Genomic DNA, 26,211 nt, shown 5'->3' on the forward strand with positions numbered 1-26,211 from the left:
CGCAACAACCTTTAGAGATTACCTATCATCAGACGCCATGCATCAGGACATTGTCGGTTCTCTTTGGCGTGATGCTTTCATGGCATGACGCGTAAATAACCGCCGCGCATCATGCAAAAAACGGAACGTAACAGAACCAGCCTCGCAAGGGAGCGGCATTGTACCCGCTTCCCGCACTGATTTCATCTGTATTAAAAATAAACAGTACACACCACCATCGATAGCCTCAGGCTAGCGTGCATTACTTTGGCACAGGTATGACATTATCGCGTTTTCTTCCCGGAAAAAAACGGTGCCCAATCGAGGAAAACATCGCCCCGGAGACCACGACAAACGCCCCTATATAACCAACAAGATTTAACGCCGGGGTGGCAAAATAGAGCGGCCACAGGATTGCCAACAGGTCAGAGAACAACAACGTAAACAGCGGCGTCAAGGTAATAATGGCACTCACCTGGGCCGCCTGCCAGCGCGCCATCGCCTCAGCCAATGCGCCATAGCCAACCAATGTATTCACACCGCAGAAAAGCAAACAAATCAACTGCCAGCGGGTCAGTTGAAAAATGGTCTCGGGGTGCGCCCACGGCGTAATACACAATACACACAGGACGTACAGCAGCAGCAAAGTCTGTTGTGACGACAGGCGGCGCAGTAATACTTTTTGCGCCACGCCGTAACTCACCCACACCGTAGCGGCGCCCATTCCCAACAACACACCCAGGGTGTAATCCGTCAGTCGGGTAAAAATTTCAATCAGACTGGCGTTGAAAAACAACAGCATACCGCACAGCAACATCATGGCTCCGATAATCTGCGTGCCACGCATTTTCTCTTTCAGAATAAGCACGCTGGCGAACATCATTCCCACCAGGGAAAGTTGTCCAATCACTTGCGATGTGGTGGGGCTTAAAAACTTGAGTGAGGAACTGAACAGCACAAAGTTACCCAGCAGCCCACCCGTGGCAATCAACAACAGCACCCACCAGCGCCGATGGCGAAAAAGACGCAGCGGCGGCAACTGACGACGAGAGAAAAGAATGATCCCAAGCCCAATCGAGGCCATAAAAAACCGATACCACACCACGGTATAGGGCTCCATGACAACAAGCACCTGCTTCATGGCGATGGGCAGCGCGCCCCAGCATACTGCCGCCGTCAAGGCCAGGCTCAGCCCGATGCCAGCCTGCTGTTTCGTCTGCATGGTTCTCTCAGTTTATTGCGGGTGGTGAAGGGATATGGAAATGTAAAAAGCCCCGCAACGAATTGCGGGGCTTTATATCTGTAAGACCTAGCTCGAAAATTACTCAGCTACGATGCTGATGTATTTACGGTTTTTCGGGCCTTTAACTTCGAACTGGACTTTACCGTCAGCCAAAGCAAACAGAGTGTGGTCTTTACCGCAACCTACGTTGGTGCCCGCTTGGAATTTAGTACCACGTTGACGAACGATGATGTTGCCAGCCAGAACGCTTTCACCGCCGAAACGTTTTACGCCCAGACGTTGTGCGTTGGAGTCGCGGCCGTTACGAGTCGAGCCGCCAGCTTTTTTGTGTGCCATTTAATCCGCTCTCCTAAGTCTTAAGCGCTGATGCCAGTAATTTTCACGTCAGTGAACCACTGACGGTGGCCCGCTTGCTTACGGTATTGTTTACGGCGACGGAATTTAACAATCGTTACTTTCTCACCGCGACCATGGGCAACAACTTCTGCCTTGATCTTGCCACCATCGACGAAAGGAACGCCGATTTTGATTTCTTCACCATCTGCAACCATCAGAACCTGGTCAAATTCAACAACTTCACCAGTTGCGATGTCCAGCTTTTCCAAGCGAACGGTTTGACCTTCGCTTACTCGGTGTTGTTTGCCACCACTTTGGAAAACTGCGTACATATAAAACTCCGCTTTCCGCGTACTCATATTGAGTATTCGAGCACGCTATAAATATTCACAATAGGGCGCGAATTCTACGCAAAAAACCTACCGATGACAAGTGCAGATTCGAGAGAATTGAAGAAAAAGAGTACAGGTTCTACACGACCATTTATCTGTGCCATTTTTCAAGTACAATCAGTCCACAATAACCATTGAAGCCGGTATGGAACCGACCCTAACCACGGCGTACAGAAAAAGCACTGGCACAGATATGAATCTAGAACAGATCACAGCATTAGCGGCCCATGATATGAATGACGTCAATGGCGTTATTCTGGCAAAACTTAATTCAGATGTTGTACTTATCAACCAGATTGGCAATTACATTATCGGTGGTGGCGGTAAGCGTATTCGGCCCATGATAGCCGTACTGGCCGCCCGCGCGCTGGCATATGAAGGTGATAAACATGTGACAGTCGCCGCATTGATTGAGTTTATCCACACCGCCACGCTGCTGCATGACGATGTAGTGGATGAATCCGATATGCGTCGTGGCAAGGAAACGGCCAATGCCGCTTTCGGCAATGCAGCCAGTGTACTGGTTGGCGATTTCATCTATACGCGCGCGTTCCAGATGATGACCAGCCTGGGCTCGCTGCGCGTACTGGCGCTGATGTCTGAAGCGGTCAACGTCATCGCTGAAGGCGAAGTACTGCAACTGATGAACTGTAACGATCCGGATATCACCGAAGAAAGTTATATGCGCGTCATCTACAGTAAGACGGCGCGCCTGTTCGAAGCGGCAGCACAAGCCTCTGGGATCCTGGCGGGTGCTACCGATGAGCAAGAAAAAGCGTTACAGGAATATGGGCGTTATCTCGGCACGGCATTCCAACTGATTGACGATTTGCTGGATTACAGCGCCGACGGTAAAACCTTAGGCAAAAATACCGGTGACGACCTGAACGAAGGCAAACCCACGCTGCCGCTGCTACACGCCATGCGTAACGGCAATAGTGAGCAATGTGCAATGATCCGCAAGGCTATCGAAGAGGGCAATGGTCGCCATCTTTTGGAACCGGTGCTTGCTGCCATGCAGCAGTGCGGCTCGCTGGAATACACCCGGCAGCGTGCAGAGCAAGAGGCGGATAAAGCCATTTCCGCGCTTCAAGCGCTGCCACCGACCCCGTTCCGTGAGGCACTGGAAGGCCTGGCTCATATTGCCGTGCAACGCGATTATTAAGGCGTCCGTGCGCTATGTTGTCGATGCGTTGGGAACGCTTGCGATCTCAAGGCGTGACAACATGGCAATCGCGCCTTCGCGTAGCACAAAATCGATCAACGCTTCCTGCTCACTGATAGAGAGTTTTTCAAATATCTGAATCCAGGAAGCCAACAGCGGCTTGACAAGCGTCGTATAGGCCGGTGGTGATATTTCAGTCATCTCCCGAATCTGGAGCCGCTTGCGCACCTCCTGAGGTAAACTCTCTCGCGCATATTCAACGGCTCGCCCCTGCACCCCTTTTCGTTTACGTTTTTCCCAGCCTTCTTCTCTGGCGCGTTTGTTAAGGCCTTGTCTCGATTTTGGCAAACCTGCTATGCCCAGTAGCTCCTGGGGCGTCAACCATGCTTTTTCCATTCGCAACATCCTCCATAAACGGCATTAACGCACGCCAAGGTGACGATCGATGTTCCACACCGCCGCCTCGGTTTCCAATAATGAAAATAAAAAAACAACAATAAACTTCCTAATAACACATAACGGTTACCGATTAAATTAGCGATTAGGTGTTATATATTGGACTAAAACGCACGCTGACGTTGAAACGGGAACTGAACAAAGAAGGGAAAAAAAATGACAGGCAAGCGGAGTGTACACCATCCGCAAAAGAGGACATCAGCACAGATTCAGGCAGCGGATGGGTCATCAGGTACGGCGTCATCTGACGATGAAATCCGCAACTGAGACAACACAGAGGCCATACCATAACGCAAGATATGCGCGACCAGCGCCTCTCTTTCATGCTCAGAACACTGTTGATAGATCTGAATCCAGACGGCCAGCATATCGGCCTGACGTACCGCGTAGGATGAAGGGGTTTCTTGCAGTGAAAGCGAATGCTGCACCTGCGCTGGCAGACTATAGAGGGAGTATTCAACGCAGCGCCCTTGAACCCCTTTATGACGGCGCTTTTCCCACCCGTCTTCCCGAGCACGTTTATTTACGCCTTGCCGTGTTTTAGGCAATCCCGCCATCCCCAGCAATTCAGCAGTGGTGAACCACTCTTTTTTCATAGCCTTTCATCCTGATAGTGCGATGCATTACAAAATTTAATTTATTAGGAGCGTCGTTAGGAAAATTATTGGAAATATCATGGTATATTTTTTCCTAATTCCGTTAACGCATTCCATGCGTTTAACTGACAAGCGTTATTTATACCACCAATGGACCATTATCTTGTAGCAAGAAGGAAAGATTATGAGCGCAAGGAAACACGACTGGCACCCTGCGGATATCATTGCCGCACTCCGTAAAAAAGGCACCACACTGGCGGCAGTCTCACGAGAAGCGGGATTGGCTCCTCCACCCTGGCCAATGCGATATCACGCCCCTGGCCCAAGGGTGAATGGCTTATCGCCAAGGCAATCAGCATTCATCCCGCTGAAATCTGGCCCAGCCGTTACTACGATCCGAAAAGTATAGCTAAACGACTTAATTTTGATTACATTATTTAAATGAGCTATTCAATTGATTTTAGACGTAAAGTGATATAGCCAACCGACTTAAAAATGATTACATCCTATGCCCTGATATGCGGCAAAGAAGCATAGCTGGCTGTTATCAAAATAATGTCGCTTGGCTATATCTACACGGAAAAACGAAGGGTTGAGTATCCGAGAAACAGCGAAGCAATTTCGGATTGGCCCTGCCTCTGTATCGCGTTGGATTAATCAAATAGAGTCAAAAGCATCGACCACGCGTCAGCGAAAGATCGATAAATCCGAGTTGATAAAAGATGTTGAACAATATCCAGATGCTTACCAAAAAGAACGTGCAGAGCGTTTTGGCGTTTGTCAGAAGGCCATTTGGCAAGCGCTTAAAAAGCTGGGATTGACCTATAAAAAAAACTCTACGTCATCCGAAAGCCGACGAAAACGCCCGGCAGGGATTTCAACAAAAAAAACAACAGTATGAAAAAGAAGGTAAACCTATTGTTTTTATTGATGAAAGTGGTTTTTCACACGATGCCCCACGGACTCACGGCTATTCCCCAAAAGGTCAACGGTGTTTTGGCCTGAAGAACTGGGGAGCTAGGGGAAGAACAAATGTTATCGGCGCTTTATTAGGCACAACGCTGTTTGCTATCGGATTATTTGATATCAATATTAACAGCGATGTTTTCTATGCCTGGGTCACACAAGTCCTTATCCCAGTACTCCCTAAAAACAGTGTAATCATGATGGACAATGCCACTTTTCACAAAAAACATAATATTCAACAAGTCATCATCGATGCAGGGTATATGGTGGAGTATTTGCCTACATATTCGCCAGATCTTAACCCAATTGAGCATAAATGGGCACAAGCAAAAAGCAAAAAAAGAGAGATGGGTTGCGATACAGAGAGTTTGTTCTCAGTCCATATGGTGTAATCAAAATTAAGTCGCTTGGCTATAACATGCTGATTGACAGGAGAAAATTGATCAGACCTGACGATCCTCACCCAAAATCCTGATATAAAAAAGCCGGAGCACCTTCTCTCCGGCTTATTACGATCTGGCGTTTAAACACCGATTAACCGCGTACTGAGCCACTCACAAAGGATTCGCCCAATTCGATATCCTGTCTCAGGGTGCCCAGCATGTTCTCCAGGGCCTGTTTTTCAAACGGGCTCAGTGCGCCAATCGCTTTACGTTCAACGATGCCGGATTTGCCCAACAACAGCGGCTGTGCGAAGAAGCGGGCATGCTCGCCGTCACCTTCCACATAGGCGCATTCCACGACCCCTTCGTCGCCTTGCAGAGCGCGTACCAGAGAGAGCCCAAAACGCGCCGCCGCCTGCCCCATGGAGAGGGTTGCCGATCCGCCACCGGCCTTGGCTTCCACCACTTCCGTACCCGCATTCTGGATACGCTTGGTAAGATCCGCCACTTCCTGCTCGCTGAACGTTACGCCAGGAATTTGCGACAGCAGGGGTAGGATCGTGACACCAGAGTGACCGCCAATCACAGGGACTTCAACCTGTTGCGGCAGCTTACCCTTCAGTTCCGCCACAAAGGTGTTGGAGCGGATAATATCCAGCGTGGTTACGCCAAACAGCTTGTTCTTGTCGTACACACCGGCTTTTTTCAGTACGTCCGCGGCGATCGCTACCGTCGTGTTAACCGGGTTAGTAATAATACCAATGCAGGCTTTCGGGCTGGTGCGGGCAATCTGTTCTACCAGATTGCGCACAATCCCCGCATTCACGTTGAACAGGTCAGAACGGTCCATGCCCGGCTTGCGAGCGACACCGGCCGAGATCAGGACGATGTCCGCGCCGACCAGCGCTGGGGTGGCGTCTTCGCCGCAAAAGCCTTTGATAGATACTGCTGTAGGGATATGGCTCAGATCAACGGCGACGCCCGGCGTCACCGGAGCAATGTCATAAAGAGATAATTCTGAACCTGAAGGAAGCTGGGTTTTGAGCAGGAGCGCGAGAGCCTGACCGATACCGCCTGCTGCTCCGAGAACTGCAACTTTCATCCTAAACTCCTTATTATCGTAAAAGTAAAAATGCCGTGAATTTGTGCAATAAACCACCAGACATGCGTAAAATCAGGAGGTTTAAACGGCTTACGGCGCGGATGCCGGCCATGCCGAGACCTCGATATCAGGTCATGAAAAAGAAAAAACTATGTAATTAATAATAAATCAAAATCTGTCGGGTGATTTGTAAGGTAAGTAAAGTTATAAGTAAGTGAGTAAATAATGCAGCGCTCATCACGTTGAGTACGATGGCGGCTACATTACACCGAACCGCAGCCAGTAAACAACCTCATTCTGATAACATTTGATTTACTTTTATGTGACTAAACACACGTTTTTTTTTCATCAACCACGCCATTTAAACATTTTAGTGCGGTTATCGTACTGAAACATGTCTAGCCACTTCTTTAAGCGCCCATATTGCATAAAAATTCACCCAACTGCATAATGCACGCATCAACGATCACAACAAACGGTGCAGAATGCGTAACTCCACGAAACAGGAAGATTTGGTCAAGGCGTTCAAGGCGCTGTTAAAGGAAGAGAAGTTTAGTTCTCAAAGCGAGATCGTATTGGCGTTACAAGACGACGGTTTTGAAAATATAAACCAATCGAAAGTATCACGTATGCTGACCAAGTTTGGTGCGGTGCGCACGCGCAATGCCAAAATGGAGATGGTCTATTGCCTGCCAGCAGAACTGGGGGTGCCCACCACCACCAGTCCGCTGAAAAATCTGGTGCTGGATGTCGATTATAACGATGCGGTTGTGGTTATTCACACCAGCCCGGGCGCTGCGCAGTTGATTGCCCGTTTGCTGGATTCACTGGGGAAATCGGAGGGGATTCTGGGCACTATTGCCGGGGATGACACCATTTTCACCACGCCAGCGCGCGGCTTTAGCGTTAAACAGCTGTTCGACGCTATTTTAGCGCTGTTCGAACAAGAACTGTAGTGACCCGCGAAGGGTGCAGATGCAGTGACGCACGCCAGATAAGGGTATCTGGCGTGGGACTGGATCAAACGGCAGGCAACTCCGCCAATGGCCAACGTGGACGCACGCTCACGCCTAGCTCCTGAGTTTCGTTGTGCAACAGCCTCACACTGCCCGCATACGCAATCATCGCGCCATTATCGGTACAAAACTCAGGCCGCGCATAAAACACCGCCCCACCCCGTTTGGCCATAATCTCTGTCAGGCGAGCGCGCAGTGTGCGGTTAGCACTGACTCCACCGGCCATCACCAGACGTTTAAAGCCAGTATCATCCAACGCTCGGCGACATTTTATCGCTAACGTATCAACCACCGCATCTTCGAACGCGCGCGCAATATCAGCACGGGTTTGATCATCGTTGCCATTGGCACGAATGGTATTGGCGGCAAAGGTTTTCAAACCGGAAAAGCTAAAATCCAACCCTTGTCTGTCGGTCATTGGGCGAGGAAAGGTAAAACGTGAGGCATCTCCACCCTGTGCCAGTTTGGACAACATCGGGCCTCCTGGGTAGTCCAGTCCCAGCAGCTTTGCCGTTTTATCAAAGGCTTCACCGGCTGCATCGTCAACAGACTCTCCCAGCAAGCGGTACTCACCGATACCAGTGACGCTGATTAACTGCGTGTGACCGCCAGAGACCAAGAGCGCCACAAAGGGAAATTCCGGCGGATTATCCTCCAGCATTGGGGCCAGCAAATGCCCTTCCATGTGGTGAACCGGAATCGCCGGCACGCCCCAGGCAAACGCCAACGCGCGCCCAACCGTCGCACCGACCAGCAGTGCGCCCACCAGCCCAGGGCCGGCGGTGTAGGCCACACCATCGATGTCCGATGCGGACAGCGTTGCCTCTTTTAGTGCAGCCTGAATCAGGGGAACAGTTTTACGCACGTGATCGCGCGAGGCCAGTTCCGGCACGACACCACCATAATCAGCATGTAATTTTACTTGGCTATACAGTTGGTTAGCCAATAACCCGGCATCCGTGTCATAAATCGCCACCCCGGTTTCATCACAGGAGGTTTCAATACCCAATATGCGCATCGTTCTACCTAACGTTCGTTGCCACGCAAGCCGACATCCACTTGCCACTTGCTTCATACAACAGATAGTCTACCATTAACTGTTTGGATTTTCTGCTCTGCGTGCGCGTTGGGTGTTTTATGATCGCCGCAATGCTTTACAAGCGCATCACGTTTGCAGTAGAATTTGGCACCATTTTGAAAAGGCTGGCACAAGGCCAGCACATACCGAATTATTAAGGTGAGAGGCACATGCCGGTAATTAAAGTACGTGAAAACGAGCCGTTCGATGTAGCGCTGCGTCGCTTCAAACGTTCCTGTGAAAAAGCGGGTGTTCTGGCTGAAGTTCGTCGTCGTGAGTTCTATGAAAAACCGACAACCGAACGTAAACGCGCTAAAGCTTCTGCGGTGAAACGTCACGCGAAGAAACTGGCTCGAGAAAACGCACGCCGCACTCGTCTTTATTAATTTCTGGAGGCCTGGCCTCCACCGCGTGATTAATCCGCAGACTTAGCAGTTGCATACGAAGGCCGTGCTTTCCGAAAGGAAGCGCGGCCTGCTGTCGTTTATAAGCTATCGTTTATTTGTATTAAAAATAGGGGCTTATGGCTGGACGAATCCCACGCGTCTTTATCAATGACCTGCTGGCACGCACTGATATCGTCGATTTGATCGACGCGCGCGTGAAGCTCAAGAAGCAGGGCAAGAACTTCCACGCGTGCTGTCCGTTTCACCATGAGAAAACCCCGTCTTTCACCGTAAACGGTGATAAGCAGTTTTACCATTGTTTCGGTTGTGGCGCGCACGGCAATGCCATCGATTTTTTAATGAACTACGATCGCCTGGAGTTCGTTGAAAGTATCGAAGAATTGGCATCCATGCACAGTCTGGAAGTGCCTTATGAATCCGGCACTGGCACCACAGCGCTTGAGCGCCATCAGCGTCAAAGCCTGTATGAACTGATGGGACAACTGAGCGAGTTTTATCAGCAGGCGTTAAACCAGCCAACGGCCGCCGCCGCCCAAGGTTATCTGACACAACGCGGCCTGAGTGCGGAAGTGATTAGCCATTTTGCTATTGGCTTCGCCCCGGCGGGCTGGGACAACGTGTTAAAGCGCTTTGGTCGTCACGATGAAGATCGTGAAACCCTGAGCGATGCGGGAATGCTGGTTAAAAATGAGCAAGGGCGTACCTATGACCGCTTCCGTGAGCGCGTCATGTTCCCGATCCGCGATAAACGCGGCCGTGTTATCGCCTTTGGCGGACGCGTGCTGGGAGACGGATTGCCCAAATACCTGAACTCGCCGGAAACTGAAATTTTTCATAAAGGCCGCCAATTGTATGGCCTTTACGAAGCGCAACAAAATAACACGGAACTAAAACGCCTTCTTGTGGTTGAAGGTTATATGGACGTGGTGGCGCTGGCGCAATTCGGTATTGATTATGCCGTCGCGTCACTGGGCACTGCCACGACGGCAGACCATATTCAAATGATGTTCCGCGTTACCGATCAGGTGATTTGCTGCTATGACGGTGACCGCGCAGGCCGAGATGCCGCCTGGCGCGCCTTGGAAACGGCGCTACCCTATTTGAATGATGGTCGTCAGTTGCGCTTTATGTTTCTCCCTTACGGGGAGGATCCGGATACTCTGGTGCGTAAAGAGGGTAAACAAGCGTTTGAACAGAGAATGGAGCAGGCGCTGCCGCTCTCCACGTTCTTGTTTGATACCCTGCAACAGCAAGTGGATATGAGCTCTCCAGAGGGCAGAACCAAGCTCGGAAGAGATGCATTGCCGTTGATTGGTCAGGTGCCGGGAGAAACCCTGCGTCTGTATCTACGTCAACAGCTCGGCAACAAACTGGGGATTCTTGACGATCGCCAACTGGATAAACTGCTGCCAAAAACGGCAGAACAGGCGCAGCCCTACCAGCCGCCCCAACTAAAACGCACAACCATACGTATACTAATAGGGTTGTTGGTACAAAATCCGCAGTTGGCAGCATTGGTGACGGCACCTGATGGGCTGGCATCATCAAAGATGGCTGGCGTGCAGCTGTTTATTGAGCTGGTGAAAACCTGTCAGGCGCAACCCGGTCTGACCGCAGGGCAGCTTCTGGAGTTTTACCGGGAGAATAAATCAGGCCCACAGCTTGAAACCATGGCAACCTGGAACCACATGATCGTTGAGGACAAGGTAGAAGAGACGTTTATCGATACCTTGACTACCCTATATAACCATATGTTAGAGGAGCGACTGGAAGCATTGATAGCGCAGTCACGTTTGCGGGGATTGACCGCAGAAGAACGTAACGAAGTGCACATGCTGAACCAGGCGCTTACAAGAAAGAACTGATTACAGAGGCTTAATTGCCGATAACCAGCAGGGTGAAGCCCTGCCAAAGCCGCTAGAAGGGGCTGCGGCGAGAAGAAGAAATACCCCGAATGTTATTGTTGGCTATACCCAATAGCTTTCAACGACCAGGCGAGCGAAAGGCACCTGCATCGTGAAAGATGACCGGTATAATTATGCCGACCGACACCAACCTAATACTCTGAAGTGTGGATACCGTCTTATGGAGCAAAACCCGCAGTCACAGCTGAAGCTACTTGTCACCCGTGGTAAGGAGCAAGGCTACCTGACCTATGCTGAGGTCAATGACCATCTGCCGGAAGATATCATCGATTCCGATCAGATCGAAGACATCATCCAGATGATTAATGACATGGGCATCCAGGTGATGGAAGAAGCACCGGATGCGGATGACCTGCTGTTGGCAGAAACAACATCTGACACCGATGAAGATGCCGCAGAAGCCGCTGCTCAGGTGCTCTCAAGCGTAGAGTCCGAAATTGGGCGTACTACCGACCCGGTGCGCATGTACATGCGTGAAATGGGCACCGTTGAGCTGCTCACCCGCGAAGGTGAAATCGACATCGCCAAGCGGATCGAAGACGGTATCAACCAGGTTCAGTGCTCTGTTGCCGAATATCCTGAAGCGATCACTTATCTGTTGGAACAATACGATCGCGTCGAGGCCGAAGAAAGCCGCCTCTCCGATCTGATCACCGGGTTTGTCGATCCCAACGCCGAAGAAGATCTTGCGCCTACCGCAACCCACGTCGGCTCTGAATTGTCCAGCGAAGAGATGGACGATGATGATGACGAAGAGAGCGAAGACGACGACGATGCGGAAGAAGACAACAGCATCGATGCAGAGCTGGCACGTCAGAAATTTACCGAGCTGCGTGAACAGTACGAAGTCACGCGTCAAACGATCAAAGCCCATGGCCGTAACCACGCTAAGGCCGCGGAAGAGATCCTGAAGCTCTCTGACATTTTCAAGCAGTTCCGTTTGGTGCCGAAACAGTTCGATTTCCTGGTCAACAGCATGCGCACCATGATGGATCGCGTTCGCACGCAAGAGCGTTTGATCATGAAACTGTGCGTTGAACAGTGCAAAATGCCGAAGAAAAACTTCGTCACGCTGTTCACCGGTAACGAAACCAATGACACCTGGTTCTCCGCCGCCAAGGCCATGAACAAGCCCTGGAGCGAGAAGCTGGTTGAAGTGGAAGAAGACTTGCAGCGCAGCTTGCAGAAACTGCATCAGATCGAAGAAGAAACCGGCTTGACTATCGAGCAGGTGAAAGACATCAACCGTCGCATGTCGATCGGTGAAGCCAAGGCACGCCGCGCCAAGAAAGAGATGGTCGAGGCGAACCTGCGTCTGGTCATTTCTATCGCCAAGAAGTACACCAACCGCGGTCTGCAATTCCTGGATCTGATTCAGGAAGGTAACATCGGTCTGATGAAAGCGGTAGACAAGTTTGAATACCGTCGTGGCTATAAGTTTTCTACTTATGCCACCTGGTGGATCCGTCAGGCGATCACCCGCTCTATCGCCGATCAGGCGCGGACTATCCGTATTCCCGTCCACATGATCGAAACGATTAACAAGCTGAACCGCATTTCGCGTCAGATGTTGCAGGAAATGGGCCGTGAGCCGACGCCAGAGGAACTTGCCGAACGCATGCTGATGCCGGAAGACAAGATCCGCAAGGTGCTGAAGATCGCTAAAGAGCCGATCTCCATGGAAACGCCGATCGGTGATGATGAAGATTCACATCTGGGCGACTTCATCGAAGATACCACGCTGGAGCTGCCGCTGGACTCTGCAACGTCAGAGAGCCTGCGTTCAGCCACCCACGATGTGCTGGCTGGCCTGACCGCGCGCGAAGCCAAAGTACTGCGTATGCGTTTTGGTATCGACATGAACACCGACCACACGCTGGAAGAGGTGGGCAAACAGTTTGACGTTACACGTGAACGTATTCGTCAGATTGAAGCCAAGGCGCTACGCAAGCTGCGTCACCCAAGCCGCTCCGAAGTGTTGCGCAGCTTCCTGGATGATTAACAGCATCTAAATGGAAATAGGAAAAAGCCCTCAACATTGAGGGTTTTTTTATGGTAATTATAACGATAACAATGGACTAGACTGCATACAAAACCAGCACATGGGCAACGTTGCTCTAGACCTGCCCCGCCATGTTACCGTATAATTCACGCCCACATGGCCCCTTAGCTCAGTGGTTAGAGCAGGCGACTCATAATCGCTTGGTCGTTGGTTCAAACCCAACAGGGGCCACCAAAATTTAGCTGATAAATCAGATGATTAAGCCACTTCTTGCGAGGTGGCTTTTTTGTTGCTTGTGGCTAGTGTCTCCTTTTTGTCTCCCCAAAAAGCCCACTTGCAGCCAGCCGAGAATTTCAGCACTTTGTCTGTATTAAACCATCTGCCTAAATAGCTTTCTCTCTCATTCACTGAAAAGAAAATCCTTTCCTACAGACCTTTCCATTTAACCTGACCCACAAAAAGCCATTACTTATCAGTTTGATAAAAATATTCATGGCTCCATAAGCTATCCTTCAAACTGAAAAATATCCCTGTTCCAAAAAACGCTGGCAGTGACGGTAAATAGATCGCTTGTTACCCGGTGTTGAAAAGAGCGTAAGCATAATGGTCGCTCCTTTGTCAGATAATTAAAGCAGAGCCCCTTATATGACCGTCCACCGCTCAGCAGATGTCAACGTAATTTAAACAGGATTAACCCTATTGTTAAAAAGGAAAAAAATGATTCGGATGAAAAACAGGGTATCGAAAGAAATCACAATCCCCGTGCTTTTTCTGTCCGGATGTGCGCCCATCCCACAGACCATTATGAAGAAAACATCTCCTCCGACTGAAACACATAAACGAAAAGGTTGTTCCGTTCAAAAGGGAACGGTATTCCTGATCGCAAGCTCGTCGAAATATGATGAAAGCGTTATTCCGGAGATTGAGACAGCACTTTCTCGCGAGTGCTACTCGGTTGACAAACGATATCTCGACCAGAAGCCTACCAGGCTGGGTTGTCAATACCGATTGAATTCTGAACCACCCTGCCAAAGTAAAACTGACCCACCCCCTTTGAATTACTCGAGCGTAGCTGCTTTAGTTTTCTTCTGGATCTGACCGCTTTTCAGCTTATCTTTCAGTCGATAGCTTTGACCGCTGATTTGCGCGATATGCGCATGGTGAAGCAGCCGATCCAGCATCGCCGCCGTCAGCGTTTCATCATCTCCGAATGTCCCCGACCACTGGGTAAACGGCAGGTTGCTGGTCAGGACCACGCTGCCTGACTCATACCGTTTAGCGATAACCTGGAAGAACAGATTGGCTTCCATTTTACCGAAGGGAAGGTAGCCAACCTCATCTATGATCAACAACTTAGGCTTACCCACAACGCGATTAAGATAGCTTTTTAACTCCCCCTGACGATGTGATGCGAGCAGCTGTAGCATCAGATCTGCGGCTGTGACGAACCGAATACTCATTCCGGCCATCGCGGCTCTGTAGCCGAGTGCTGTCGCCAGGTGCGTTTTACCTACCCCGGACGGACCCAGCAAGACCAGGTTCTCCTGACGCTCGATAAACGCCAGCCCGGCCAACTCCTGGATATGACTGCGAGGTACGCCACTCGCAAAGGCGAAATCAAACTGCTCCAGCGTCTTGATCACCGGTAGGCCTGATAAACGCAAAATAGTCTGCCGGCGCCGTTCGTTCAGCCCATCATGCTGAAGCTGTAAAGCAGCTTCAAGGAAGTCGGCATGAGTGCCGTTGCTGTCGATCGTCGTCTGAGCAACGGCGGGCCACTCAGCCGGTAATCTATCGAGCTTAAGCTGCTCGCAGAGCGCTGCGATACGATCATGCTGGAGGTTCATGCTTCTACCTCCAGTAGCGCCTGATACGTAAAGCGTGTTGCTTAATAGTGAAATAAGGGTGTTTCGGTGATTGAAGTAAATTTTACGCTGTTCTGAGATGGAAATTCCAAAGACCGGCGCTAAGGAGTAAGAAGGTATCATCAATAAAGGGTCTACGATTCCGTAAAATTTGGGTCATGCAACCGAGGCGCTTGATACCCGCGATGGCGTGTTCAACTGTAATACGGATGCCCGAGATTATTTTATTTTCTTGTTTTTGTTCAGGCGATAAAGGTCTTTTTCGAGTTCCTTTTTTTGGGATTTGTGTATTAGGATGCTGTTTATCTATACCTTGAAAACCGGTATCTGCCCAGATGGTTACCTCAGGAGGAATATGGCGAATTATATCGACTTTATCGAGTAAGCGTTTATCGTGACGGCGCCCATTTTTGCTCATGGGGATAAATCCAATTTGCCTTGTTTCGTCAGTCATAATAAGCCCTTTTCGAGTGGTCTGTCTTTTCTTTCCCGAATACATTTTTTTTCGCCGACGCAGATTCTTAGGCTTTTGGACAGGTCGCTCTGTCCCATCAATAAAGACGTCTTTAACTCCAGGAAAGGCGCGAAAAAATTCCTCAGCAGAGCGAATTTGACGAGCGGGCAAAACACATTCTCGCCCCAAGGTCATCTCTAAAACCGGCAATAATATTTTTACCCAGCGACGGCTTTGTTGAATAATTTAAGATACTGATTTATATAAGCATTATAAAATTTCAACGACTAATTTTTCCTCTCGGAATGCTTTTTATTGTGCTAACTATTTGATTTGTCGTTCTAACAAAATACATTCTCTGTAAATGCATTCTAACTAAAGAAGATGTAAATCAAACGGTTAAATTATTCAACAAAGCCCCCAGCGACATACCCGTGTTCTATCTAAACCAAAAAGAAGTCCTTGCAAATCATAGGTCGGATAACATTTTAAATACAATAAAATAGAGACTGTAAAATAATCTGTGTAAATGGCATTTTGAGGAAAACCTTCAAAGGATAACAAAATGCCTATCAGCAACGAACTTATTGACCAACTGCTTCAAGATTGTCACTCCCCTCAGGATCTGCTGGGTGAATCAGGCCTACTCAAGGTGCTGACTAAAAGACTGGCGGAACGGGTTCTTGAAGCTGAGATGGAGATGCACCTTGGGTATGCTAAGCATGACCCGGCTGGTAATCATTCAGGCAACTCACGCAATGGCAAGACATCCAAGAGCGTACGTAGCCAAAATGGGGAGATCGAGCTCGATATTCCGCGCGACCGCAACAGTACCTTCGAGCCGACACTGATCGGTAAGCACGAAAAACAGCTTAACGGCTTCGATGACCGCATTATTTCTCTCTATTCCAGAGGGTTATCAACCCGTGATATTCAGGCACACTTTAAAGAAGTCTACGGGGTCGATGTTTCCGCTGGCTTCATTTCTCAAGTGACCAATGCTGTGATGGATGAAGTTAAGCGCTGGCAGCAACGGCCGCTGGATGCGCTTTATCCCATTGTTTACCTTGACTGTATTGTTGTCAAAAGCCAGGACGGCGGAGCCGTGGCCAACAAGTCTGTTTATCTGGCCCTCGGCGTCAACGGCCAGGGCGAAAAAGAGCTGCTGGGGCTATGGATAGCCAAAACTGAGGGGGCCAAGTTCTGGTTATCTGTGATGACAGAACTGAAAAATCGTGGGCTAAAGGACATCTTCGTCGCCTGCTGCGATGGCCTGAAAGGCTTTCCTGATGCCATTGAAGCTGTTTACCCGCATACGCGGGTACAGCTCTGCATTGTGCATCAGGTGCGGAACTCGCTGCGCTACGTCGGCTGGAAAGAGCGTAAGGCCGTTGCTGCTGACCTGCGCACCATCTATAGTTCCGCAACGCTAGAGGGCGCTGAAGAGGCCCTGGATGCCTTCGCGGCCAAATGGGATGAACAGTTCCCGACGATCAGCCCGTCGTGGAGAAATAATTGGGAACGTCTCATCGTCATTTTTGACTTTCCGCCGGAGATCCGCAAGGTTATCTACACCACCAACGCGATAGAGTCGTTAAATGCTTCATTGCGCAAGATAACGAAAACGCGACGAATATTTCCAACGGATGACTCGGTGATAAAATTACTCTATCTAGCCTTGCATAATATCTCTGCTAAATGGACCTTGCCAATCAGAGACTGGAAACCTGCTATGAGCCAATTCATGTTGATGTATGGAGAACGAATCTCCGGTTAAGCAATGGAGCCATTTACACAAAATTCTTTACAGACTCTTATCTTGCGCAATAAGCGTGTTGCTTAATAGTGAAATAAGGGTGTTTCGGTGATTGAAGTAAATTTTATGCTGTTCTGAGATGGAAATTCCAAAGACCGGCGCTAAGGAGTAAGAAGGTATCATCAATAAAGGGTCTACGATTCCGTAAAATTTGGGTCATGCAACCGAGGCGCTTGATACCCGCGATGGCGTGTTCAACTGTAATACGGATGCCCGAGATTATTTTATTTTCTTGTTTTTGTTCAGGCGATAAAGGTCTTTTTCGAGTTCCTTTTTTTGGGATTTGTGTATTAGGATGCTGTTTATCTATACCTTGAAAACCGGTATCTGCCCAGATGGTTACCTCAGGAGGAATATGGCGAATTATATCGACTTTATCGAGTAAGCGTTTATCGTGACGGCGCCCATTTTTGCTCATGGGGATAAATCCAATTTGCCTTGTTTCGTCAGTCATAATAAGCCCTTTTCGAGTGGTCTGTCTTTTCTTTCCCGAATACATTTTTTTTCGCCGACGCAGATTCTTAGGCTTTTGGACAGGTCGCTCTGTCCCATCAATAAAGACGTCTTTAACTCCAGGAAAGGCGCGAAAAAATTCCTCAGCAGAGCGAATTTGACGAGCGGGCAAAACACATTCTCGCCCCAAGGTCATCTCTAAAACCGGCAATAATATTTTTACCCAGCGACATACCCGTGTTCTATCTAAACCAAAAAGAAGTCCTTGCAAATCATAGGTCGGATAACATTTTAAATACAATAAAATAAAAAGCAGTTTATCTAATGGGGTTGGGATAAATCCTTTCTGCCCTGCACCCATCTGCCGCTCGTGATCTTTTCGATTCTTTTTCCGATAAATCAAATAACAAGCTGAAAATTCAGCGGCTAAATTTTTCAATTCTTCGACTGATAATCCAATGATTGCTTTACATAAACGATTATCTCGTAACAACCGCTCTTTGTTGATCATTTCAAACCTTTATTCTCTAAGTTAAACCTCTTTTTATTCTCAATAGCCTGACAAAAAATGCAAGTCTCTATTCAGCAACTAGTTTAATGAAGCATTTAACGACTCTATCGCGTTGGTGGTGTAGATAACCTTGCGGATCTCCGGCGGAAAGTCAAAAATGACGATGAGACGTTCCCAATTATTTCTCCACGACGGGCTGATCGTCGGGAACTGTTCATCCCATTTGGCCGCGAAGGCATCCAGGGCCTCTTCAGCGCCCTCTAGCGTTGCGGAACTATAGATGGTGCGCAGGTCAGCAGCAACGGCCTTACGCTCTTTCCAGCCGACGTAGCGCAGCGAGTTCCGCACCTGATGCACAATGCAGAGCTGTACCCGCGTATGCGGGTAAACAGCTTCAATGGCATCAGGAAAGCCTTTCAGGCCATCGCAGCAGGCGACGAAGATGTCCTTTAGCCCACGATTTTTCAGTTCTGTCATCACAGATAACCAGAACTTGGCCCCCTCAGTTTTGGCTATCCATAGCCCCAGCAGCTCTTTTTCGCCCTGGCCGTTGACGCCGAGGGCCAGATAAACAGACTTGTTGGCCACGGCTCCGCCGTCCTGGCTTTTGACAACAATACAGTCAAGGTAAACAATGGGATAAAGCGCATCCAGCGGCCGTTGCTGCCAGCGCTTAACTTCATCCATCACAGCATTGGTCACTTGAGAAATGAAGCCAGCGGAAACATCGACCCCGTAGACTTCTTTAAAGTGTGCCTGAATATCACGGGTTGATAACCCTCTGGAATAGAGAGAAATAATGCGGTCATCGAAGCCGTTAAGCTGTTTTTCGTGCTTACCGATCAGTGTCGGCTCGAAGGTACTGTTGCGGTCGCGCGGAATATCGAGCTCGATCTCCCCATTTTGGCTACGTACGCTCTTGGATGTCTTGCCATTGCGTGAGTTGCCTGAATGATTACCAGCCGGGTCATGCTTAGCATACCCAAGGTGCATCTCCATCTCAGCTTCAAGAACCCGTTCCGCCAGTCTTTTAGTCAGCACCTTGAGTAGGCCTGATTCACCCAGCAGATCCTGAGGGGAGTGACAATCTTGAAGCAGTTGGTCAATAAGTTCGTTGCTGATAGGCATTTTGTTATCCTTTGAAGGTTTTCCTCAAAATGCCATTTACACAGATTATTTTACAGTCTCTTTATCCCAACCCCATTAGATACACTGCTTTTTATTTTATTGGGCTTTGTTGAATAAATCAGAATTAGCCGACAGGATGACTCCCTCTGCTACACCTGTTATCCTATCCTGACGCTGTGTGGCATACCCAACAACGTCATACGGTTCAGCGCTTTGACCATCGCTATGGCTTCACCTACTTGAGCCTCATAGTCACGCAGGCTCAGATGGCCACCCAGCAAAGTTTTTATGCGGAACATCGCTGTTTCTGCCACTGAACGCCGGTGATAACCCACTTTCTTTTTCCACATATCATTACTCCCGCTCAGACGCTGATTCGCCACCGCATGGTTACGTTCATGGTACTTGTCCGGCCAGTATTTGGCTCCGCTTCGCGGCGGGATAAGGGGCCTGATTTTCTTTCTTAGCAACGCATCGTGGCAGTAACGGGCGTCATAAGCACCGTCTGCTGACACTTGCCTGATTTTTCGGTGGGTTTGGTTAATCAGGCCCGGCAGTGCCTGCGCATCTGTCGTTCCGCTGAGCGATAAGTCGGCACAGATAATCTCATGCGTCGCACTGTCTGCTGCCAGATGAAGCTTGCGCCACACTCTTCGTCTGTCAGCCCCATGCTGCCTGACTTTCCATTCACCTTCGCCAAAGACCTTCAGACCGGTACTGTCGATGACCAGATGCGAGATTTCACCACGCGTTGGCGTTTTTATGCTGATACTGACGGTTTTTGCCCGCCTACTGACCAGAGAGTAGTCCGGGCAGCGCAGTGGCAGGCTCATCAGTGTAAAAACCGAGTCGACAAAGCCCTGTAATGCCCGGAGCGACAGGTTAAACACGCGCTTTATCATCAAAACCGTGGTAACAGCCATATCGGTGTAGTAAAGCGGCCGACCACGACCTTGAGGCGAAGAACTGTCAGTCCATGCAGCGATGGCCGACTCATCAAGCCAGACCGTCAGGGAGCCGCGTTGTCTGAGTGCTTTGTTGTAGGTGGGCCAGTTGGTGATTTTAAACTTTTGCTTTGCCATGGGGAGCTGCTATCGGGAGCGATGATAGTGCTTTGATCCGGCGATCCCCTGAAAGTTCGATTTATTCAACAAAGCCATTTTATTGTATTTAAAATGTTATCCGACCTATGATTTGCAAGGACTTCTTTTTGGTTTAGATAGAACACGGGTATGTCGCTGGGTAAAAATATTATTGCCGGTTTTAGAGATGACCTTGGGGCGAGAATGTGTTTTGCCCGCTCGTCAAATTCGCTCTGCTGAGGAATTTTTTCGCGCCTTTCCTGGAGTTAAAGACGTCTTTATTGATGGGACAGAGCGACCTGTCCAAAAGCCTAAGAATCTGCGTCGGCGAAAAAAAATGTATTCGGGAAAGAAAAGACAGACCACTCGAAAAGGGCTTATTATGACTGACGAAACAAGGCAAATTGGATTTATCCCCATGAGCAAAAATGGGCGCCGTCACGATAAACGCTTACTCGATAAAGTCGATATAATTCGCCATATTCCTCCTGAGGTAACCATCTGGGCAGATACCGGTTTTCAAGGTATAGATAAACAGCATCCTAATACACAAATCCCAAAAAAAGGAACTCGAAAAAGACCTTTATCGCGGCTTTGTTGAATAAATCAGAATTAGCCGACAGGATGACTCCCTCTGCTACACCTGTTATCCTATCCTGACGCTGTGTGGCATACCCAACAACGTCATACGGTTCAGCGCTTTGACCATCGCTATGGCTTCACCTACTTGAGCCTCATAGTCACGCAGGCTCAGATGGCCACCCAGCAAAGTTTTTATGCGGAACATCGCTGTTTCTGCCACTGAACGCCGGTGATAACCCACTTTCTTTTTCCACATATCATTACTCCCGCTCAGACGCTGATTCGCCACCGCATGGTTACGTTCATGGTACTTGTCCGGCCAGTATTTGGCTCCGCTTCGCGGCGGGATAAGGGGCCTGATTTTCTTTCTTAGCAACGCATCGTGGCAGTAACGGGCGTCATAAGCACCGTCTGCTGACACTTCCCTGATTTTTCGGTGGGTTTGGCTAATCAGGCCCGGCAGTGCCTGCGCATCTGTCGTTCCGCTGAGCGATAAGTCGGCACAGATAATCTCATGCGTCGCACTGTCTGCTGCCAGATGAAGCTTGCGCCACACTCTTCGTCTGTCAGCCCCATGCTGCCTGACTTTCCATTCACCTTCGCCAAAGACCTTCAGACCGGTACTGTCGATGACCAGATGCGAGATTTCACCACGCGTTGGCGTTTTTATGCTGATATAGCTAAACGACTTAATTTTGATTACATTATTTAAATGAGCTATTCAATTGATTTTAGACGTAAAGTGATATCTACACGGAAAAACGAAGGGTTGAGTATCCGAGAAACAGCGAAGCAATTTCGGATTGGCCCTGCCTCTGTATCGCGTTGGATTAATCAAATAGAGTCAAAAGCATCGACCACGCGTCAGCGAAAGATCGATAAATCCGAGTTGATAAAAGATGTTGAACAATATCCAGATGCTTACCAAAAAGAACGTGCAGAGCGTTTTGGCGTTTGTCAGAAGGCCATTTGGCAAGCGCTTAAAAAGCTGGGATTGACCTATAAAAAAAACTCTACGTCATCCGAAAGCCGACGAAAACGCCCGGCAGGGATTTCAACAAAAAAAACAACAGTATGAAAAAGAAGGTAAACCTATTGTTTTTATTGATGAAAGTGGTTTTTCACACGATGCCCCACGGACTCACGGCTATTCCCCAAAAGGTCAACGGTGTTTTGGCCTGAAGAACTGGGGAGCTAGGGGAAGAACAAATGTTATCGGCGCTTTATTAGGCACAACGCTGTTTGCTATCGGATTATTTGATATCAATATTAACAGCGATGTTTTCTATGCCTGGGTCACACAAGTCCTTATCCCAGTACTCCCTAAAAACAGTGTAATCATGATGGACAATGCCACTTTTCACAAAAAACATAATATTCAACAAGTCATCATCGATGCAGGGTATATGGTGGAGTATTTGCCTACATATTCGCCAGATCTTAACCCAATTGAGCATAAATGGGCACAAGCAAAAAGCAAAAAAAGAGAGATGGGTTGCGATACAGAGAGTTTGTTCTCAGTCCATATGGTGTAATCAAAATTAAGTCGCTTGGCTATACTGACGGTTTTTGCCCGCCGACTGACCAGAGAGTAGTCCGGGCAGCGCAGTGGCAGGCTCATCAGTGTAAAAACCGAGTCGACAAAGCCCTGTAATGCCCGGAGCGACAGGTTAAACACGCGCTTTATCATCAAAACCGTGGTAACAGCCATATCGGTGTAGTAAAGCGGCCGACCACGACCTTCAGGCGAAGCACTGTCAGTCCATGCAGCGATGGCCGACTCATCAAGCCAGACCGTCAGGGAGCCGCGTTGTCTGAGTGCTTTGTTGTAGGTGGGCCAGTTGGTGATTTTAAACTTTTGCTTTGCCATGGGGAGCTGCTATCGGGAGCGATGATAGTGCTTTGATCCGGCGATCCCCTGAAAGTTCGATTTATTCAACAAAGCCCTTTATCGCCTGAACAAAAACAAGAAAATAAAATAATCTCGGGCATCCGTATTACAGTTGAACACGCCATCGCGGGTATCAAGCGCCTCGGTTGCATGACCCAAATTTTACGGAATCGTAGACCCTTTATTGATGATACCTTCTTACTCCTTAGCGCCGGTCTTTGGAATTTCCATCTCAGAACAGCGTAAAATTTACTTCAATCACCGAAACACCCTTATTTCACTATTAAGCAACACGCTTATAGTGACCAAGGAAGCCATTACACCAGTCGTCAGTATAGGCAGCCATTGTGGCGTTATCAGATGACCCAAAGTATGAGTCGCAGAGGAAATTGTTGGGATAATAGTCCGATGGAGCGATTCTTCCGTAGTCTGAAGACTGAATGGGTGCCAACGACTGGCTACCAAAGCTTTAGTACTGCTCAATCATCCATTATTCGCTACATAACCCATTATTATAGCGATGTCAGACCTCACTGGTATAACGGTGGGTTAACACCAAATGAATCAGAACGGCTGTTCCATCAACAGTCAGGTAGGGTGGCCAAATTTAGTTGACCACTACATCTGGAGCGCCGCTGCCATGTTGCACGCTGCGGTCGGCACCGTGGTCGGTTTTGCTATTGTGCGCGTCATCCTTGGACTGGGGGAATCGGCCAACTTCCCGGCAGCGATGAAAGTCATCGCCGACTGGCACCCCAAGAAAGAGCGCACGCTGGCTACGGGGATTCTTGGCGTCGCCGTTAACCTTGGCGTGGTGGTCTCTCCCGCCTTGATTCCGTTTATCGCCATTCATTACGGCTGGCACGGGGCGTTTCTGATTCTTGGCGCGGTGGGCTTTGTCTGGCTTATCCCGTGGTTTTTCCTGTTTGGCAAACCGCAAGATAAAGCCTCTGCCGAAGAGCTGGCCTGGATCCGTCAGGACAAAGAAGAGCACGTCAGCGTGGAATCCATCAAATGGACGCACCTGCTGCGCTACCGTCAACTCTGGGCCTTTGCACTGGGCAAGATGCTGACCGACCACCATCTGGTGGTTCTTCCTGTTCTGGCTGCCAAAATGGCTGAACGAAACCCGTGATATCAATATGGCCGGATTGGGTGTGCCATTGATCATGATCTATCTGTTTGCCATCGGCGGCAGTCTGGGCGCAGGCTGGTTGCCCGGCAAGCTGATGAATATGGGATTCAGCGCGGCGAAAGCGCGAAAAACCACCATGTTGATTTGCGCCTGTGCGGTCATCCCGATTTTTGCCGCAACGCAGGTGGAAAGCCTGTGGGTGGCCGTTGCCCTCGTCGGGTTGGCTGCTGCTGCACACCAGGGCTGGTCTGCAAACCTGCTGACATCAGTGTCCGATCTGTTCCCCAACGCGGCGGTGGGTTCGGTCGTCGGCATCGGCAGCACCTTTTGCATGATCGGCAGCGTGATCTTCTCCACGGTGATCGGTGCTGTACTCGAAGCATCAGGCAATTATTGGGCGCTGTTCGCCATCAGTTCTGTGGCCTATCTGGTCGCCTGGGGCGTGATCTACCTGCTGCTGATCCCTACAATGGAACGGGCGAAATTCAAATAACCGCGTAACAAGTGCGATACCGCATCATGAGGGCAAATGCCCTCATGATGCGTTTAACACGCCCACTGACTGACGCTCGACCATGGCACACGCCAACTCGATACGCCGGGGGATCGTCACGTTGCCAGCAATAATGTCCTGCAACAGTTCCAGCGCAATAACACCGATTTCCTGCACTGGCAAATGCACGGTAGTCAGCGGCGGCGATGCAAATTCGGCCTGTGGCAAATCGTTCATCCCCACCACCGAGATATCCCCTGGCACCTCCAGACCTAAGCGCTGTAACCCGTTAATGGCCCCTAATTCCAAAGAGTCATTGGCACACAGGATCGCGGTACAGGTACGTTTTTTTTCGCGAAACCACGATACCACCGCCTGCTCAGCCAGTTCGGGAAGCCAATCGGCCACGCTGATCACCTGCTGTTCGGAGCAGGGCAGCTGAAAATAACGCATCGACTCCTGCCAGCCCTCATGCCGTTGTTCAATGGTGCGTCGGCCGGGATGGGTCAAAAACAGGATATCGCGATGCCCATGCGACACCAGATAGTCAGCCGCCATCCGGGTTGCCGAGCGGTTACACGGCATCACGCTGGAGAGTCGCATCAGTGGATCTTCGCTGTTTACCAGCACCGCAGGTTTTTTCAGGTTTACCACAACGTCTAAAATCGCCGGATCGTCGACGGTGAGTGCCAGCATGCCGCCGATATCCTCCTGGTTAAGCAGATCGGTCAGCGCCTGTGTGCCCTTGTCGGACAGCGGGTGGGTCACCAAATCCAGTCCCAGCACTTTGGCGCGCTCTTTCAGCCCTTGCAGCACATACCAACTGAATTGATAACGGTGATAATCCAGCATCGCGACCTGCGAGACGGCCAGCACGATACGGGAGCCCCCCATTTCCACGGCGGGGCTGTAGCGCACCGCCCGCGCCACTTCCAGTATCTGCGCGCGCAGAGCCTGACTCACCCCTTTTTCACCGCTCAGCGCACGAGACACAGTGCTTAACGACGTACCACAGCGCGCGGCGATATCTTCCAGCCGTACACGGCGCGCACCGCCGTCAAGTTTTTCTGTGCCAGCCGAGTCTTTTTCGTGATTGTTTTTCATAATCTTACACAGTCGTCAAGGATTAAGATGCACACTTACTCTACTGTGAAGCCATGAAGCCTGTCAGCGTCTTTCAGATTGATTTGTTAGTCTTTAGCGTGAATAAGGAGAAAAATCGCTATGATCGAGACGGAAAGATTGATCCTGCGCCAATGGCGCGATCAATATTACCCCATTTTTGCACAATTGAATGCCGACCCGACGGTGATGCGTTATTTCCCTGAACTGATGACACAAGAACAAAGCGATGCGCAGGCCGGCCGTATCAGCAGACATATTGCCAACAAGGGCTGGGGCTTCTGGGCCGCGGAACTGAAATCAAGCGGCGAATTTATCGGCTTTATTGGTTTGCATAAACAGCCAGAGGAGAGCGGAATTCCTCATGCGCCGCTTATCGAAGCGGGCTGGCGCTTGCAGGCCCAGCATTGGGGAAACGGCTATGCCACGGAAGGGGCAAAACGCGCCATTCGCTATGCCTTTGAAGATCTCGACGCCCCAGAGGTCTACGCCTATACCCCACTGCAACATATGGCTTCACAGCGCGTGATGATAAAGGCAGGCATGACCAATACCGGTGAAGACTTTACTTATCCCAAAATACCGGCGGGTCATGCGCTGGAGCGGTTCTGTTTATACAAGATCGCGCGATAG

27 protein-coding genes, 1 tRNA gene and 5 pseudogenes are annotated in these 26,211 nt (G+C 49.6%); 18 read left to right on the forward strand and 15 right to left on the reverse strand.

Going from position 1 to position 26,211, the window contains the following annotated elements:
* Positions 1 to 241: 241 nt before the first annotated feature.
* The 3 genes from ACQGXV_RS06980 to rplU all read right to left on the reverse strand — a co-directional run bounded on the left by ACQGXV_RS06980 (position 242) and on the right by rplU (position 1,890).
* A complete protein-coding gene (locus ACQGXV_RS06980; RefSeq protein WP_440865749.1) occupies positions 242 to 1,201 on the reverse strand; it encodes a DMT family transporter in 960 nt (319 codons plus the stop codon).
* A 99-nt stretch (positions 1,202 to 1,300) separates the two neighbouring features.
* The gene (gene rpmA / locus ACQGXV_RS06985; RefSeq protein ID WP_440865751.1) at positions 1,301 to 1,558 is read right to left on the reverse strand and encodes a 50S ribosomal protein L27; all 258 of its coding nucleotides are present in this window, start codon (positions 1,556 to 1,558) and stop codon (positions 1,301 to 1,303) included.
* A 20-nt stretch (positions 1,559 to 1,578) separates the two neighbouring features.
* On the reverse strand, positions 1,579 to 1,890 hold the full coding sequence (rplU, locus tag ACQGXV_RS06990; protein ID WP_440865752.1) for a 50S ribosomal protein L21: 312 nt from the start codon (positions 1,888 to 1,890) through the stop codon (positions 1,579 to 1,581).
* 253 nt (positions 1,891 to 2,143) lie between these two features.
* Here rplU and ispB point away from each other — a divergent pair, with 253 nt between their 5' ends.
* Complete coding sequence (gene ispB / locus ACQGXV_RS06995; protein ID WP_440865754.1) at positions 2,144 to 3,115, forward strand: octaprenyl diphosphate synthase; 972 nt, start codon at positions 2,144 to 2,146, stop codon at positions 3,113 to 3,115.
* Positions 3,116 to 3,127: 12 nt separating this feature from the next.
* Here the strand turns inward: ispB and ACQGXV_RS07000 are convergent, their stop codons facing one another.
* Complete coding sequence (locus ACQGXV_RS07000) at positions 3,128 to 3,511, reverse strand: DNA-binding protein (protein WP_440865756.1); 384 nt, start codon at positions 3,509 to 3,511, stop codon at positions 3,128 to 3,130.
* A 269-nt stretch (positions 3,512 to 3,780) separates the two neighbouring features.
* Entirely contained in the window at positions 3,781 to 4,167 is a 387-nt protein-coding gene (locus tag ACQGXV_RS07005; protein WP_440865757.1) for a DNA-binding protein, read from the reverse strand.
* Positions 4,168 to 4,351: 184 nt separating this feature from the next.
* Here ACQGXV_RS07005 and ACQGXV_RS07010 point away from each other — a divergent pair.
* The 3 genes and pseudogenes from ACQGXV_RS07010 to ACQGXV_RS07020 all read left to right on the forward strand — a co-directional run bounded on the left by ACQGXV_RS07010 (position 4,352) and on the right by ACQGXV_RS07020 (position 5,525).
* Positions 4,352 to 4,608 (forward strand): annotated as a pseudogene (locus tag ACQGXV_RS07010) (helix-turn-helix domain-containing protein).
* Positions 4,609 to 4,729: 121 nt separating this feature from the next.
* Positions 4,730 to 5,068, forward strand: a complete 339-nt coding sequence (locus tag ACQGXV_RS07015) for an IS630 transposase-related protein (RefSeq protein WP_440862928.1) — start codon at positions 4,730 to 4,732, stop codon at positions 5,066 to 5,068.
* Positions 4,992 to 5,525, forward strand: a complete 534-nt coding sequence (locus tag ACQGXV_RS07020; protein ID WP_440862665.1) for an IS630 family transposase — start codon at positions 4,992 to 4,994, stop codon at positions 5,523 to 5,525. Before ACQGXV_RS07015 ends, ACQGXV_RS07020 begins: the two co-directional genes overlap by 77 nt.
* A 142-nt stretch (positions 5,526 to 5,667) precedes the next feature.
* Here the strand turns inward: ACQGXV_RS07020 and mdh are convergent, their stop codons facing one another.
* Entirely contained in the window at positions 5,668 to 6,618 is a 951-nt protein-coding gene (gene mdh / locus ACQGXV_RS07025; RefSeq protein WP_440865758.1) for a malate dehydrogenase, read from the reverse strand.
* 485 nt (positions 6,619 to 7,103) lie between these two features.
* Between mdh and argR the strand changes: the two genes are divergently transcribed.
* Positions 7,104 to 7,574: a transcriptional regulator ArgR gene (gene argR / locus ACQGXV_RS07030; RefSeq protein WP_222159505.1), complete on the forward strand. Its 471-nt coding sequence runs from the start codon at positions 7,104 to 7,106 to the stop codon at positions 7,572 to 7,574.
* Between the two features lie 64 nt (positions 7,575 to 7,638).
* Here the strand turns inward: argR and tsaD are convergent, their stop codons facing one another.
* Entirely contained in the window at positions 7,639 to 8,652 is a 1,014-nt protein-coding gene (tsaD, locus tag ACQGXV_RS07035) for a tRNA (adenosine(37)-N6)-threonylcarbamoyltransferase complex transferase subunit TsaD (protein ID WP_440865759.1), read from the reverse strand.
* Positions 8,653 to 8,882: 230 nt separating this feature from the next.
* Here tsaD and rpsU point away from each other — a divergent pair, with 230 nt between their 5' ends.
* The 4 genes from rpsU to ACQGXV_RS07055 all read left to right on the forward strand — a co-directional run bounded on the left by rpsU (position 8,883) and on the right by ACQGXV_RS07055 (position 13,280).
* The gene (rpsU, locus tag ACQGXV_RS07040) at positions 8,883 to 9,098 is read left to right on the forward strand and encodes a 30S ribosomal protein S21 (protein WP_001144069.1); all 216 of its coding nucleotides are present in this window, start codon (positions 8,883 to 8,885) and stop codon (positions 9,096 to 9,098) included.
* A gap of 137 nt (positions 9,099 to 9,235) precedes the next feature.
* Positions 9,236 to 10,984 (forward strand): DNA primase, encoded by a 1,749-nt coding sequence (gene dnaG / locus ACQGXV_RS07045; protein ID WP_440866014.1) that lies wholly within the window; start codon positions 9,236 to 9,238, stop codon positions 10,982 to 10,984.
* A 220-nt stretch (positions 10,985 to 11,204) separates the two neighbouring features.
* Positions 11,205 to 13,046 (forward strand): RNA polymerase sigma factor RpoD, encoded by a 1,842-nt coding sequence (gene rpoD / locus ACQGXV_RS07050; RefSeq protein WP_440866015.1) that lies wholly within the window; start codon positions 11,205 to 11,207, stop codon positions 13,044 to 13,046.
* A gap of 158 nt (positions 13,047 to 13,204) precedes the next feature.
* Positions 13,205 to 13,280 (forward strand) — tRNA-Ile (locus tag ACQGXV_RS07055).
* A gap of 824 nt (positions 13,281 to 14,104) precedes the next feature.
* On the opposite strand, the gene istB is transcribed toward ACQGXV_RS07055, so the two are convergent.
* Both istB and ACQGXV_RS07065 read right to left on the reverse strand, forming a co-directional pair.
* Positions 14,105 to 14,893, reverse strand: coding sequence for an IS21-like element helper ATPase IstB (istB, locus tag ACQGXV_RS07060; RefSeq protein ID WP_440865675.1), 789 nt, complete (start codon positions 14,891 to 14,893; stop codon positions 14,105 to 14,107).
* An 82-nt stretch (positions 14,894 to 14,975) separates the two neighbouring features.
* Positions 14,976 to 15,575 carry a transposase family protein gene (locus tag ACQGXV_RS07065; RefSeq protein ID WP_440863763.1) on the reverse strand — a complete coding sequence of 200 codons (600 nt, stop codon included), beginning with the start codon at positions 15,573 to 15,575 and terminating at the stop codon, positions 14,976 to 14,978.
* A 355-nt stretch (positions 15,576 to 15,930) separates the two neighbouring features.
* Between ACQGXV_RS07065 and ACQGXV_RS07070 the strand changes: the two genes are divergently transcribed.
* On the forward strand, positions 15,931 to 17,142 hold the full coding sequence (locus ACQGXV_RS07070; protein WP_440862551.1) for an IS256 family transposase: 1,212 nt from the start codon (positions 15,931 to 15,933) through the stop codon (positions 17,140 to 17,142).
* A 103-nt stretch (positions 17,143 to 17,245) separates the two neighbouring features.
* Here the strand turns inward: ACQGXV_RS07070 and ACQGXV_RS07075 are convergent, their stop codons facing one another.
* The 3 genes and pseudogenes from ACQGXV_RS07075 to ACQGXV_RS07085 form a co-directional block, all read right to left on the reverse strand.
* Positions 17,246 to 18,145, reverse strand: coding sequence for a transposase family protein (locus tag ACQGXV_RS07075; RefSeq protein ID WP_440862939.1), 900 nt, complete (start codon positions 18,143 to 18,145; stop codon positions 17,246 to 17,248).
* Positions 18,146 to 18,229: 84 nt separating this feature from the next.
* A pseudogene (locus ACQGXV_RS07080) lies at positions 18,230 to 19,273 on the reverse strand (IS256 family transposase); the annotation flags it as partial.
* A gap of 158 nt (positions 19,274 to 19,431) precedes the next feature.
* Positions 19,432 to 20,355: an IS5 family transposase gene (locus tag ACQGXV_RS07085; RefSeq protein WP_440864956.1), complete on the reverse strand. Its 924-nt coding sequence runs from the start codon at positions 20,353 to 20,355 to the stop codon at positions 19,432 to 19,434.
* A gap of 82 nt (positions 20,356 to 20,437) precedes the next feature.
* Between ACQGXV_RS07085 and ACQGXV_RS07090 the strand changes: the two genes are divergently transcribed.
* Complete coding sequence (locus ACQGXV_RS07090; RefSeq protein ID WP_440866016.1) at positions 20,438 to 20,956, forward strand: transposase family protein; 519 nt, start codon at positions 20,438 to 20,440, stop codon at positions 20,954 to 20,956.
* A gap of 45 nt (positions 20,957 to 21,001) precedes the next feature.
* Here the strand turns inward: ACQGXV_RS07090 and ACQGXV_RS07095 are convergent.
* Positions 21,002 to 21,613 (reverse strand): annotated as a pseudogene (locus tag ACQGXV_RS07095) (IS5 family transposase); the annotation flags it as partial.
* A 36-nt stretch (positions 21,614 to 21,649) separates the two neighbouring features.
* On the opposite strand from ACQGXV_RS07095, the gene ACQGXV_RS07100 reads away from it, so the two are divergent.
* Together ACQGXV_RS07100 and ACQGXV_RS07105 are read left to right on the forward strand one after the other, a co-directional pair.
* The gene (locus ACQGXV_RS07100) at positions 21,650 to 22,015 is read left to right on the forward strand and encodes an IS630 transposase-related protein (RefSeq protein ID WP_440862584.1); all 366 of its coding nucleotides are present in this window, start codon (positions 21,650 to 21,652) and stop codon (positions 22,013 to 22,015) included.
* Positions 21,939 to 22,472: an IS630 family transposase gene (locus ACQGXV_RS07105; protein WP_440862665.1), complete on the forward strand. Its 534-nt coding sequence runs from the start codon at positions 21,939 to 21,941 to the stop codon at positions 22,470 to 22,472. Before ACQGXV_RS07100 ends, ACQGXV_RS07105 begins: the two co-directional genes overlap by 77 nt.
* Before the next feature lie 17 nt (positions 22,473 to 22,489).
* Here ACQGXV_RS07105 and ACQGXV_RS07110 read toward each other — a convergent pair.
* Positions 22,490 to 22,807: pseudogene (locus tag ACQGXV_RS07110) on the reverse strand (transposase); the annotation flags it as partial.
* 63 nt (positions 22,808 to 22,870) lie between these two features.
* Here ACQGXV_RS07110 and ACQGXV_RS07115 point away from each other — a divergent pair.
* From ACQGXV_RS07115 to ACQGXV_RS07130, 4 genes and pseudogenes are all read left to right on the forward strand, one after another.
* Positions 22,871 to 23,074: a transposase family protein gene (locus ACQGXV_RS07115; protein ID WP_440867312.1), complete on the forward strand. Its 204-nt coding sequence runs from the start codon at positions 22,871 to 22,873 to the stop codon at positions 23,072 to 23,074.
* Between the two features lie 51 nt (positions 23,075 to 23,125).
* Positions 23,126 to 23,443, forward strand: a pseudogene (locus tag ACQGXV_RS07120) (integrase core domain-containing protein); the annotation flags it as partial.
* Complete coding sequence (locus tag ACQGXV_RS07125; RefSeq protein ID WP_440866017.1) at positions 23,388 to 23,963, forward strand: MFS transporter; 576 nt, start codon at positions 23,388 to 23,390, stop codon at positions 23,961 to 23,963. The pseudogene ACQGXV_RS07120 and the gene ACQGXV_RS07125, both read left to right, overlap by 56 nt.
* 7 nt (positions 23,964 to 23,970) lie before the next feature.
* On the forward strand, positions 23,971 to 24,456 hold the full coding sequence (locus ACQGXV_RS07130) for a hypothetical protein (RefSeq protein ID WP_440866018.1): 486 nt from the start codon (positions 23,971 to 23,973) through the stop codon (positions 24,454 to 24,456).
* Positions 24,457 to 24,498: 42 nt separating this feature from the next.
* Here ACQGXV_RS07130 and ACQGXV_RS07135 read toward each other — a convergent pair whose 3' ends face one another.
* Positions 24,499 to 25,560 carry a LacI family DNA-binding transcriptional regulator gene (locus tag ACQGXV_RS07135; RefSeq protein WP_440866019.1) on the reverse strand — a complete coding sequence of 354 codons (1,062 nt, stop codon included), beginning with the start codon at positions 25,558 to 25,560 and terminating at the stop codon, positions 24,499 to 24,501.
* A 120-nt stretch (positions 25,561 to 25,680) separates the two neighbouring features.
* Here ACQGXV_RS07135 and ACQGXV_RS07140 point away from each other — a divergent pair, with 120 nt between their 5' ends.
* Positions 25,681 to 26,211, forward strand: coding sequence for a GNAT family N-acetyltransferase (locus ACQGXV_RS07140; RefSeq protein WP_440866020.1), 531 nt, complete (start codon positions 25,681 to 25,683; stop codon positions 26,209 to 26,211).

The sequence above is a fragment of the Symbiopectobacterium purcellii genome (assembly GCF_052050035.1).
GTDB lineage: Bacteria > Pseudomonadota > Gammaproteobacteria > Enterobacterales > Enterobacteriaceae > Symbiopectobacterium > Symbiopectobacterium purcellii_A.